The sequence below is a fragment of the [Zimmermannella] alba NBRC 15616 genome (assembly GCF_001570905.1).
GTDB classification, from domain to species: Bacteria; Actinomycetota; Actinomycetes; order Actinomycetales; family Microbacteriaceae; genus Pseudoclavibacter; species Pseudoclavibacter albus.
This window is the reverse complement of the sequence record NZ_BCSO01000003.1, coordinates 129,203-139,517: the sequence shown is the minus strand read 5'-3', so window position 1 is coordinate 139,517 and position 10,315 is coordinate 129,203. Positions and strand designations below refer to the sequence as shown.

The following is a 10,315-nucleotide window of genomic DNA, read 5'->3' as shown; positions in this document are numbered from 1 at the left end:
ACCGCCGCGAGCGCGGCTCGCAGCGGCTCTGGCGCTGGCCGCCCTTGGCTCTGCGCGCGCCGGATGAGGTCGAGCGCCGGCTTGCTGTCGACGAGCAGCCGCACACAGCTCGCCGCACCAGCGGCACCACCGGTACCGGCGACAGCACCAGGAGCTGACCGGGCGGGTGCCGCGTCACGCGCATCCGTCGCGCCGAGGTCACGCGCGGCAGTGGGCGGCGTGGCGAGCTCGCCGGCACGCGACCGCGTTGCAACAGCCCGGAGCGCAAGCGCCACCGCGGTCAGCTCTGCCGCCACCACGTCCGACGGTGCCGCAGCAACCTCATGCCTCCCGCACTCGTCAACCCATGCCGCGCACCCCGCACCGTCACGCACCGACGCATCGGTGGCGACGAGCAGCTCCGGGCCAGCATCCACGGCGTCCTCCGCACTCCCGGCAAGCGCCTCCCCTGCATCAACGCCAGGCCCAGCCACTCCGGCACGCGCCGCAGCAACATCCGCCCGCCGCCGGCTCCGGTGCAAACGCCCCGAGACTCCAGCCATCAGGCGCCCGCTCCCATCAGCCCCAATACACCGCGCCCGATCGCCCCGACGCCACCGACTCCGGCGAGCGTCAGCGAGAGCTGCTGCGCACGCTCCTTCGTCACTCGGGCCGCCAGCTTCGTCCCAAGCAGCAAGCCAAGCAGTACCGGGATCGGCACCACAAGCAGGATCCACACCGGCGGCTCCGCGAAGCCAGTCGCGCCAAGCGCCGACTTGAATACGAGCGACATGATCGCCATCCCAAGGAACAGCGGCTGGAACGTCGCCCGCATTTCGTGCATGTCCCAGCGCGAGAGCCGCGAGTAGACGATGAGCGCGGGGGCGGCCACGCCTGCGGTCGTGTTGAAGGCGCCAGCGATGACCGAGGTCATGCCGAGCGCTGCGCCGTTGTCCCAGTGCGGAAGCTCCGGCGTGAATCGCGTCACGAGCACTGCTGCAAGCACGATGCACCCGATCACGATCGCCAGCCACGCGCTCGGCAGCCACAGCACGCACAGCGCCCCGATCATCGCGCCGGGGAAGGCCCCCGCGAGGATCTTCCCCGCCTTCGACCAGTTCACCTCGCGCCGAACGGCAACAAGCAGCACGCTCGCCGAAATGAGGGTCGTCATATTGGATGCCATGACGCCGGCAGCCCCGCCAAAGAGCAGCACAAACACGGGCGAGACGACGAGCCCGACGCCAGCCCCGGACACGCGCTGCAGTGTCGTGCCCGTGATGACCGCGACAGCGGCAAGCGCCATGATCCACAGCTCCGGCATCCTCGCCTCCTCTCGCAGCCCGATGCTATCCGCGCACGGTGGAAGCTCACCAATCTGACGCATCACGAGTCCTGGCTGAGCAGGATGCCGCGCGGCGTCCCTCCCCCCCGTAGCCTCGACCCGGCACGAGAGAGGAACGATATGGATCAATTGACTGACGCCGTGATGAGTGGTCCGCTCATGCTCGGATCGTTTGTCTTTACAGTCGCCGGCATCGTGCACGTTGTTCGGGCGCTCATCGCACTCCCGGATGTGCAACATGAGCGTCGGCGCCGTGCAGAGTGGAAGTATCAGCACAGCGTCGTCGACTTTGAGCGCCCGAACGGCTCCAACCAGCTCCGCCCGATTGTCGAGTACGCCCGCCCGGATGCCATCGCGAGCCGCGCGGCGCACATCCAGCCACACATCCGGCAGATCATCCCAGATTACGCCCCGACGCACATGCTCAAGGGCCAGGACCTCCTGGTTCTCGTGAATCCGAATGACCCGTACCAAGTGGCCATCCCGCAGAATGTCTCGCTCACGAAGCGTTTTCTGCAGGCGATGTGGTGCTGGTTGGTCGCGTGCGTGTTGCTCTTCTTGGCGCATCGGGGTCGTCGTGGTTGTTCTCGTTGATCGCACCGAACCGATCGGGGAGCTCGACAGCTCCGACCGTGCTCACGTATATCGGTGGCAGCGGCATGCTCGTGATGTTCATCGTGACATTTGCGCTCAACATCATCTACATCTGGGAAGTGATGAAGGAGAAGCGCCGCAAACGGGCATATGAGCTCACCGTCACCAAGGGTGTTGCGGGCCCATCTCGCTGGGTCGAGACGGAAGCGGTGGTCGTGGACTGGGTGCATCGGAAGGGTTTGAATGAACACTCCGTGAGCTATCCAGTCGTCGAGTTCGTCACGATGGATGGCCGCCGCGTGGTGGCGGAGTCCAGCACGACGATCGACTGGGGCCTGTACGGCACGGGCCATCGGACGAAGATTCGCTACACCGCGAACAATCCGCTGCACGTGCGCCGCATCTAGCAGCGGCAGGCCGCAAGCGAGGCGGCACGGCCAGGCGACACTGCGGCCGCGCTTGGTGCGGGATAACGGCATCCTTCGGCGTACGATCGTGTCAGCGTCTGCCGCCAGCGCAGACCGATTCGAAGGAGCCGTCATGGCTGAGTTCCTCCTCGCTGTCCACCACCAGCCCGGCGTGCATGCTGCCGAAGCGGCCTATGACGATGCGGATGCCATTCAGGAGGCGTTCGGGAAGGTCGGCGCATTCAACCAGCACCTCATGGATGAGGACCGCTTCGTGTATGCCTGCGGTCTCGTCGCTCCGGAGCAGGCGACCATCGTCACGAAGGATGGCGCTGAGTCTGGCCCGATCAATGCGGAGGGCTGGCAGCTCGGCGGGTTCTGGGTGAAACGCGCCGAGGATGAGGAAGAGGCGCGTGAGCTTGCGAGTGCCGCAGCCGAGGCGTGCGGCCAGACCATTGAACTTTGCCAGATGCAGGGAGCATGAGCATGAAGCAGCAGATTGAACTCGACGCGGACCTTGCGGAGCGTCTCGAGCAGCAGGCCACGAAGCACGGCCACACGGTGGAGCGCCACATCCAGTGGCTCGTCGCAGAGCAGACCCGCCGCGACGGTTTCGGCCAGATGCTCTACGAGATGACGCTGCCGCCGAGCGAGGACAGCAGCTCAGGCGAGCAGCAGTCTCCTCGGAACATTCGGCCCAGCTGACGACTCTCAGCAAGATAGGCCGTCGTGAAGGGAGCGCTAGATGGTTGCCGCGATCGTCCTCGCTGCTGGTGCGCTCGGCGCAGCGCTCGCTGCCGTGTGGTACTTCCAACCATTCCGGGCGCGGACGAAACGGATTCGGGAACGCACGGAGAGTTGGCATCGGACGACAGGGCGCATCGTTGACTTTGTGCCCAAGGGTCCCGGGAATCACCGGCTGGATCCGGTCGCTCACCCGGTCGTTGAGCTTTCGGACCCGCTGGGCCGTGTGCGACACGTGACACCCCTGGATCCGCCGCTCATCAATGCCTTCGTGACGGACAGCACGTGGCCGATCCTCGTGAACCCAGCCAACGCTGCGGAGACTTCGTTTGCCGAACAACACACGGTGTGGTGGGGTCTGCGAGCGCAATGGGCGTACTTCGTCGTGAGTGCGTTCGTGCTGGCCGGAGCCGTGATTGTGTACCTCGTCGCCGCCGAGCTGCGCGTGGTCGCTCGTGGCCTCGATCTGTTCACAGAGAGCGCCATTGTTTTCATGATGGTCCTCATCACGTGTGCCCTCGGCTGCATCTTCGTCGTCGTCATCGAACAGATCTCACGAGCGAAGGGTGCTATCCCTTCCGGGCAACTCGCGTGGCGGCGTGCCACCTCAGTGGGGTCCATGCGATGCCGTCGCGCGCATCCTGCCGGTTTCCGCTCGCGCCCGTACTGGGTGTATTGGGTCGTCACCTTTGTGCTGCCCGATGGGCGGCGCGTCGTGGGCCAACCCATCAACCGTTGGACGATCACGGGCTATGGCGATGGCCGGCCGTTTGTGGTGCGCGTGAATCGGCAGGATCCCACGCATTTTGCGCTCGATCTCGATGCAGCGTTCACTGACGCGAATGCGCCCAAGCGCCGTCCCGCTGCCCCGCCTGTTGGCACAGGGCGCTAGAAGCCCGACGGCGCGAGGTCGGCGAAGCGGGAGAGGTGGCCCTGGAACGCGACGGGGATGGTGTCGGTGGGGCCGTTACGATGCTTGGCGACAATGAAGTCGGCTTCGCCCTCGCGGGGGTGATCTTTCTCGTAGGCAGCCTCACGGTGCAGCAGGATGACCATATCGGCATCCTGCTCGAGCGAACCAGACTCACGCAGGTCACTAATTGCCGGGCGCTTGTCGGCGCGATCCTCTGATTTTCGGTTCAGCTGCGAGAGTGCAATCACCGGCACCTCAAGCTCCTTTGCAAGCAGCTTCAAGGCACGAGAGAACTCCGAGACTTCTTGCTGGCGAGACTCCACACGCTTCCCGCTGGTCATGAGCTGCAGGTAGTCGATGACCACGAGCTCCAGCCCAGACTTCTGCTTGAGACGACGACACTTCGAGCGAATCTCGACGAGGGTCATGTTCGGAGAATCATCGATGTAGAGCGGTGCGCCAGCGATATCGCCGCGGATCCGCGCGATCGCCTTGAGGTCGTCATCGTTGAGACCGCCGGTGCGCATGCGTTGGAGCAGGACGCCCGCCTCGGCCGACATGAGACGCATTGCAATCTCGGCGCGACCCATTTCGAGCGAGAAGAAGATCGAAGGCATGTCGTGCTTGATCGACGCGGAACGGCAGAAGTCGAGCGCAAGCGTTGACTTACCGAGACCAGGTCGAGCCGCAACGATGATGAGCTGGCCGCCGTGGAGGCCATTCGTGAGACGGTCGAGGTCGGCAAAGCCGGTAGGGACACCCGTGAGCGAGCCGTCGCGGTTCTGTGCCGCATCGATTTCATCAGCAGCGGCGGAGAGGGCGTCCGAGAGGGGCACGAAGTCTTCGGACTCAACGCCACCGGTGATGCCGTAAATCTCTGCCTGAGCGTTGTTCACGAGGTCGACGACTTCGCCCTCACCCTGGTACCCCATCTGCACGATGCGGGTGCCGGCCTCGACGAGGCGCCGCAGGACGGCTTTTTCGACGACGATCTGCGCGTAGTAGCCAGCGTTGGCGGCGGTCGGCACAATGCCGGCGAGCGTGTGGAGGTATTCCGCACCGCCCGCACGCTGGAGGTCGCCCGTCTTCGTGAGCTGGTCGGTGACGGCGATGACGTCGTTCGGCTCACCATTCGCGTAGAGCGTGTGGATGGCGTCGAAAATGATCTCGTGCTTCGGGATGTAGAAGTCGACCGAGCGGACGATCTCGACGACATCGGCCACAGCATCCTTCGAGAGGAGCATGCCGCCGATCGTCGACTGCTCAGCGAGCAAGTCGTGCGGCGGCGTGCGCATAGCGTCGCGCGGCTCGCTCAGTGCCTCCTCGCGCTCGGTGATCGCCATGCTCGTGCCTTTCGATGTGGATGTTGCTGTGCTCGCGATCGAGTGTCTCAGGGACCACCGACATTCGATTTTCCGGCGATGGGGATGGACCTTGAGCGCCCTCCCGAAGGGCCAAGACGGACCCCGGATGAGGGCTTCGCGCGCGAGACTCGCACAACCGTACCGCCTTCCGCAGCAGCCACGAATCGGTCTGTGGATAACTCTGTGCAAAATTCCCGGCGTGTTTCCACTCCCCTGTTGAGCACTTGGGGATAACTGTGAAGGACCTTCGCCACCGACAACACGTAATCACCACATGACCAGCACTTTCCCAAAACCACACGCTGTGGACAAAATCTGTGTGAAGTGGAACTTGAAGGTTGAAAGATCCGACCACCGACGAACATTTCTGTGGAAATCTTTCCGTCTCAGTCAGCACTCAGCCACGAGAAAAATGCCCGATCACAGGCCCTCATTTTGGCGCCTTCGGCGACAGCGCGAAGTTGCGAACCAGCACACCCCCGCGTTCTCGTTTCGTCCCGCACATCGCCTCCTGCGCGCGACCCCATCCAGGCCCAACTCCAAACCGCCCCAACACCCACCGAACAGCCGCCCCAACACTCCCCCAAACACACAATTCGGCCCCTCCCGCGCACAGCGGAAGGGGCCGAATCCCAGTCAGCTCAGGCGCATGCGCACCCGAGCCCCGAGCGCGAACTAGCGCTGGGTGATGACCTGAAGCTTAAGCGTTGCCGAAATGTCCTCGTGGAGACGGACAACAGCCTCGTGCGTGCCGATCGTCTTGATCGGAGCCGGGAACTGGACGGCGCGCTTGTCGATGGTGCCAAGACCCTGCTCAGCGATCGCGTCCGCAACATCCTGCGTGCGAACCGAACCGAAGAGGCGGCCTTCGGCACCCGACTTCACCTGGATCTTGATGAGGGCAGCCTCGAGGCTCTCCTTGAGGGCCTGAGCTTCCTCGGCCGACTTGAGAGCGCGAGCCTCGCGGCCCTTCTTGAGCTGCTCAACCTGGAGCTCGCCACCGCGAGTCCAGTTGACTGCAAAGCCCTTGGGAACGAGGAAGTTACGGGCGTACCCGTTCTTCACCTCGACGACGTCACCGGCAACACCGAGACCCGTCACTTCGTGGGTAAGAATGACCTTTGCCATGTTGCGCCTCCTTAACGGCCCGAGCCGGCGTAGGGGAGAAGCGCCATCTCGCGGGCGTTCTTCACCGCACGGGCGATGAGGCGCTGCTCCTGAACGGAGACGCCGGTGATACGGCGGGCGCGGATCTTGCCGCGCTCCGAGATGAACTTGCGAAGCGTCGCGACGTCCTTGTAGTCGATAACGCCAACGCGGATCTGCTTTGCCGGTGCGGCGGGCTTACCCTTGCCGCGGCCCGACTTGCGGCGGTCGCCGCTAGCCTTTCCAGCCATTGTTTGTTCCTAACGTGTTGAAAATCTTGATCGAGCGGCCGTTTAGAACGGGGGCTCGTCGTAATCCGGGGTCTGGCCGGGCGTTGCCCAACCAGATGCGGTGTTACCGCCGCCGAAGCCTGCGTTGCCCTGAGGCTGACCCCAGGGTTCGTCCTGCGCGGGTGCAGCCTGCGGTGCACGCTGCTGGCCGCCGAAGGAGCGCTGCTGACCGCCACCGTTGAAGTCGCCGCGCGAGCCACCCGATGAGCGAGTCACCTGTGCGGTCGCGTAGCGGAGCGACGGGCCAATCTCTTCGATGTCGAGCTCGATGGAAGTGCGCTTTTCGCCTTCCTTCGTCTCGAACGAGCGCTGCTTGAGCTTGCCCTGCGCAATAACGCGCGAGCCCTTCTGGAGGCTCGACGCCACGTGCTCGGCGAACTCGCGCCAGACCGATGCGCGGAGGAACAGCGCTTCGCCGTCCTTCCACTCGTTCGACTGGCGGTCGAAGACGCGGGGCGTCGACGCGATCGTGAAGTTGGCAACGGCGAGGCCGTTGTGCGTGTATCGCAGCTCCGGGTCGGCGGTGAGGTTACCCACCACCGTGATGATCGTGTCGCCCGCCATGACTACGCCTCCGACTTCGAGGCCGCGGCAACCTTGGCGGCTGCACCAGCCGTCGAGCGTGCTGCGGTCTTGGCGGTCTTGTCAGCGCGGCGCTTCTCTTCGCGGGCAACCATGGCGATGGCTTCCTCGGCGCGGAGAACCTTGGTGCGCATGACGGCTTCCGAAAGCTTGAGCTGACGGTCGAGCTCGTTGGCGCTGGCCGGCTCTGCGGTGAAGTTGACGACGGCGTAGATGCCTTCGCTCTTCTTGTTGATCTCGTAGGCGAGACGACGACGACCCCAAATGTCGGTGTTGTCGATCGTGCCACCATCGTTGCGGATGACGTTAAGGAACTTGTCGAGGCTCGGGGCCACGGTCCGCTCGTCGATCTCGGGGTCAAGAATGACCATGAGTTCGTACTGATGCACGGTTCACCCACCTCCTTCGGTCTAGAACGGCTGCGGACGGTCCGCAGCAGGAGGGTTCTTGCATCGCTGCCTGAACTGGATACAGGCAACTTGAAAAGCTTAGCCGGGTTACACGCCACCGCGCCACCCCTTCATCCCGTCCCTCGCCGTATCGTCCACCGTCCTGCCCTTTTTCTGCGCCAAATGGTTCGTCCTGCCCGCAATGTGGGGCAGGACGAACCATTTGGCGCAGATTTGCTCGAATGCGAGGGATGCAGGGCGACTAGCTCACGGCGAGCGCTTCGACAGGGCTGACCTTCGTCGCCCGAATGGAGGGGCCGATTGCTGCGACGAGCGCGAGGGTAATCGTCGCAGCCGCAACCGTCACCGGAAGCTCCCATGGCACGACGGGTAGAGCGAAGCCCCCCACGACGGCACCAAAGGTGGATTGCGCCCCAGCCCACCCATACAGGATGCCCAGGATCGCCCCAAAACCGATCGCCACGATCGACGTCACAGCAGACTCGACGAGGATCATCAAACGGATCTGTGAGGACGTAGCACCAACGGCGCGCAGCAAGCCGAGTTCACGACGACGTTGGATGACCGCGAGCGCAAGGTTAGAGATCATGCCAATCGCGGCGAGAACAACTGATACGCAGGTGAGCGAAACCATGACACCGTTCACCGCCATCATCGACTGATCAAACACCATCTTCTCGGCTTCCGGAACCTGGCCGCCATTTTGCTCAAGCAGGTACATCCAGACAATCTGCTTCATCGTGGCAAGTGCCACCACGAACATGACGATGAGAGCGACGCCAATAATCATGCCGATCGTGGCTCGCGTGGCCGCACGCGGAGCACGCGTGACATTTCCGCGAGCAAGCACCACCGCGGCACTCGAGCCAAAACAGCGGCCGATGAGGGCCAAGAGGCGGGGCACGATCATGACCGCACCAATGACGACAGCCGTGAACGAGAACACTCCACCCCAGAATGCGACCAGCACGCCCATCGGCGACACAACTCCGAGCCCGCATCCGCCAAGCAGGAGCGCAACGCCAACAGCCATGAAGAGGCCGAACGAGATCTTGCGAACTGCACTGCTGCGACGCTCTTCGACCGGAGTCTCGACGTGTGCAGAGAGCGCCTGCACGGGCGACACCTTGGACACTGCTCGCGATCCCACATAAGCAGCAACCCACACCGTCAAGACTGAAATCACCGCGGGAATGGCGACCGCAGGCGCGACCCATGTGTAGTTCACGCTGTCAGCCGTGGGAAGGAACTCGCGGTCGATACCTGCTTGCACCAGCAGGCGATACGTCACCAGAGCGCTAGCCAATCCGAGTAGCGTGCCCACAAGGCCCGCCACGAAACCTTCGCCCGCCAGGTTGGCACGAAGCTTGCCAGCGGTCTGGCCAAGCAGCCGATACTGGGCGATGGTGCGTACGCGTCCAGCAACAATCGTTGAAAAGGTGTTCGCTGTGACGACAGCAGCGGTGTAGGCGCCAATCCCAATGAAGACCACTGCTACCGAAAGCACTGCAGTACCGAACAGACCAGCTGCTTCGGGGTCATCAGCAACGATGAAATCCACCATGAGCTGTGATCCCTGGATGAGGGCGACGCCAAAGAATGTTGAAACGAAGGCGATAAGGGTCGTGACGATGTGGTCACGCCAGGGTGCGCGGCTCATCGTGCACCTCCCTGCACTGCGGAGGTCGGCTGCACGTCGTTGTCGTGGAGCATGATTTCGGAGATCTGCTGGGGCGTAAGACCACGTTCCTGGCGGGAAATCTTGCCGTCGGCGAGGAAGACGACGCGGTCGGCGATGGACGCGGCGTAGGGGTCGTGGGTCACCATGACGATCGTCTGGCCGGTCTGAGATGCGGCGTTGCGCAGCAGGCGGAGCACTTCGGCACCTGAGCGGGAGTCGAGGTTGCCGGTGGGTTCGTCCGCGATGACGATGCGGGGTCGCGTCGCGAGGGCGCGGGCGATGGCGACGCGCTGCTGCTGTCCGCCGGAGAGTTCGTTCGGGCGGTGGCCGAGGCGTTCGGTGAGGCCGAGCACCTGGGCGAGCTGCCCGATCCACTGCTGTTCGTCAGCACTGGGCTTTCGACCGTCGAGTGCGAAGGGAAGCTCGATGTTTTCCTTCGCGGTGAGGGTCGGGATGAGGTTGAAGGCCTGGAAGATGAAGCCGATTTCGCGGCGGCGAAGTTCGGTGAGGTCCTTGTCGCCGAGCTGGGTGATGTCGCGGTTGCCGAGCTGGACGAGGCCGCTGGTCGGGGTGTCGAGTCCGGCCATGCAGTGCATGAGCGTGGACTTGCCGGAGCCGGAGGGGCCCATGATGGCGGTGAATTCGCCCTCGGGGATGTCGAGCGAGACGCCCGCGAGCGCGAAGACTTCGTTGCGACCGGGCTGGCCGTAGCGCTTCACGACGTCGCGCAGTCGAGCGGCGGTGTGGTTTGGGGTGGTGTGGGATGCGGCAGCTGCCGGCATGGCAGCTCCGTGCGGTGGCTGGTGGGTTGCGTGGGCAGGCTGCGTGTTCATGTCTCTCACGCTATGGAGCGGGGCACC

Annotated in this window: 14 protein-coding genes; 5 read left to right on the top strand and 9 right to left on the bottom strand. The window is 64.0% G+C overall.

Annotated elements, in window-relative coordinates; all coding sequences use genetic code 11:
• A partial coding sequence (locus ZAL01S_RS04250; RefSeq protein WP_217995464.1) for a hypothetical protein occupies positions 1 to 473 on the bottom strand: 473 nt, incomplete at its 3' end.
• 68 nt (positions 474 to 541) lie between these two features.
• Complete coding sequence (locus ZAL01S_RS10275) at positions 542 to 1,303, bottom strand: sulfite exporter TauE/SafE family protein (RefSeq protein ID WP_066080203.1); 762 nt, start codon at positions 1,301 to 1,303, stop codon at positions 542 to 544.
• 141 nt (positions 1,304 to 1,444) lie between these two features.
• Between ZAL01S_RS10275 and ZAL01S_RS10270 the strand changes: the two genes are divergently transcribed.
• From ZAL01S_RS10270 to ZAL01S_RS04220, 5 genes are all read left to right on the top strand, one after another.
• The gene (locus tag ZAL01S_RS10270) at positions 1,445 to 1,918 is read left to right on the top strand and encodes a DUF3592 domain-containing protein (RefSeq protein WP_066080200.1); all 474 of its coding nucleotides are present in this window, start codon (positions 1,445 to 1,447) and stop codon (positions 1,916 to 1,918) included.
• Between the two features lie 38 nt (positions 1,919 to 1,956).
• Positions 1,957 to 2,325, top strand: coding sequence for a DUF3592 domain-containing protein (locus ZAL01S_RS10265; RefSeq protein ID WP_159421577.1), 369 nt, complete (start codon positions 1,957 to 1,959; stop codon positions 2,323 to 2,325).
• Positions 2,326 to 2,458: 133 nt separating this feature from the next.
• The gene (locus ZAL01S_RS10260; RefSeq protein WP_066080194.1) at positions 2,459 to 2,809 is read left to right on the top strand and encodes a YciI family protein; all 351 of its coding nucleotides are present in this window, start codon (positions 2,459 to 2,461) and stop codon (positions 2,807 to 2,809) included.
• A gap of 2 nt (positions 2,810 to 2,811) precedes the next feature.
• Positions 2,812 to 3,030: a hypothetical protein gene (locus ZAL01S_RS04225; protein WP_066080191.1), complete on the top strand. Its 219-nt coding sequence runs from the start codon at positions 2,812 to 2,814 to the stop codon at positions 3,028 to 3,030.
• Positions 3,031 to 3,070: 40 nt separating this feature from the next.
• Positions 3,071 to 3,961 (top strand): DUF3592 domain-containing protein, encoded by an 891-nt coding sequence (locus tag ZAL01S_RS04220; RefSeq protein ID WP_066080188.1) that lies wholly within the window; start codon positions 3,071 to 3,073, stop codon positions 3,959 to 3,961.
• Here the strand turns inward: ZAL01S_RS04220 and dnaB are convergent.
• The 7 genes from dnaB to ZAL01S_RS04185 all read right to left on the bottom strand — a co-directional run bounded on the left by dnaB (position 3,958) and on the right by ZAL01S_RS04185 (position 10,288).
• Positions 3,958 to 5,325 (bottom strand): replicative DNA helicase, encoded by a 1,368-nt coding sequence (gene dnaB / locus ZAL01S_RS04215; protein WP_066080185.1) that lies wholly within the window; start codon positions 5,323 to 5,325, stop codon positions 3,958 to 3,960. The two genes, ZAL01S_RS04220 and dnaB, sit on opposite strands and share 4 nt — an antisense overlap.
• A 696-nt stretch (positions 5,326 to 6,021) precedes the next feature.
• Entirely contained in the window at positions 6,022 to 6,474 is a 453-nt protein-coding gene (rplI, locus tag ZAL01S_RS04210) for a 50S ribosomal protein L9 (protein ID WP_066080182.1), read from the bottom strand.
• Between the two features lie 11 nt (positions 6,475 to 6,485).
• The gene (rpsR, locus tag ZAL01S_RS04205) at positions 6,486 to 6,743 is read right to left on the bottom strand and encodes a 30S ribosomal protein S18 (RefSeq protein WP_066080179.1); all 258 of its coding nucleotides are present in this window, start codon (positions 6,741 to 6,743) and stop codon (positions 6,486 to 6,488) included.
• Positions 6,744 to 6,785: 42 nt separating this feature from the next.
• Positions 6,786 to 7,346: a single-stranded DNA-binding protein gene (locus ZAL01S_RS04200; protein WP_066080176.1), complete on the bottom strand. Its 561-nt coding sequence runs from the start codon at positions 7,344 to 7,346 to the stop codon at positions 6,786 to 6,788.
• Between the two features lie 2 nt (positions 7,347 to 7,348).
• Entirely contained in the window at positions 7,349 to 7,753 is a 405-nt protein-coding gene (gene rpsF / locus ZAL01S_RS04195; protein WP_260104629.1) for a 30S ribosomal protein S6, read from the bottom strand.
• 262 nt (positions 7,754 to 8,015) lie between these two features.
• Positions 8,016 to 9,434 (bottom strand): ABC transporter permease, encoded by a 1,419-nt coding sequence (locus ZAL01S_RS04190; protein WP_066080173.1) that lies wholly within the window; start codon positions 9,432 to 9,434, stop codon positions 8,016 to 8,018.
• Positions 9,431 to 10,288 carry an ABC transporter ATP-binding protein gene (locus ZAL01S_RS04185; protein WP_083523054.1) on the bottom strand — a complete coding sequence of 286 codons (858 nt, stop codon included), beginning with the start codon at positions 10,286 to 10,288 and terminating at the stop codon, positions 9,431 to 9,433. The genes ZAL01S_RS04190 and ZAL01S_RS04185 overlap by 4 nt, the downstream gene beginning before the upstream one ends.
• Positions 10,289 to 10,315: the final 27 nt, after the last annotated feature.

Bases quoted from the DNA above. Each gene is read 5' to 3' on its own strand.
- ZAL01S_RS10275 (WP_066080203.1), bottom strand. From the start codon at position 1,303: ATGCCGGAGCTGTGGATCATGGCGCTTGCCGCTGTCGCGGTCATCACG.
- ZAL01S_RS10270 (WP_066080200.1), top strand. From the start codon at position 1,445: ATGGATCAATTGACTGACGCCGTGATGAGTGGTCCGCTCATGCTCGGA.
- ZAL01S_RS10260 (WP_066080194.1), top strand. From the start codon at position 2,459: ATGGCTGAGTTCCTCCTCGCTGTCCACCACCAGCCCGGCGTGCATGCT.
- ZAL01S_RS04225 (WP_066080191.1), top strand. From the start codon at position 2,812: ATGAAGCAGCAGATTGAACTCGACGCGGACCTTGCGGAGCGTCTCGAG.
- ZAL01S_RS04220 (WP_066080188.1), top strand. From the start codon at position 3,071: ATGGTTGCCGCGATCGTCCTCGCTGCTGGTGCGCTCGGCGCAGCGCTC.
- dnaB (WP_066080185.1), bottom strand. From the start codon at position 5,325: ATGGCGATCACCGAGCGCGAGGAGGCACTGAGCGAGCCGCGCGACGCT.
- rplI (WP_066080182.1), bottom strand. From the start codon at position 6,474: ATGGCAAAGGTCATTCTTACCCACGAAGTGACGGGTCTCGGTGTTGCC.
- rpsR (WP_066080179.1), bottom strand. From the start codon at position 6,743: ATGGCTGGAAAGGCTAGCGGCGACCGCCGCAAGTCGGGCCGCGGCAAG.
- ZAL01S_RS04200 (WP_066080176.1), bottom strand. From the start codon at position 7,346: ATGGCGGGCGACACGATCATCACGGTGGTGGGTAACCTCACCGCCGAC.
- ZAL01S_RS04190 (WP_066080173.1), bottom strand. From the start codon at position 9,434: ATGAGCCGCGCACCCTGGCGTGACCACATCGTCACGACCCTTATCGCC.
- ZAL01S_RS04185 (WP_083523054.1), bottom strand. From the start codon at position 10,288: ATGAACACGCAGCCTGCCCACGCAACCCACCAGCCACCGCACGGAGCT.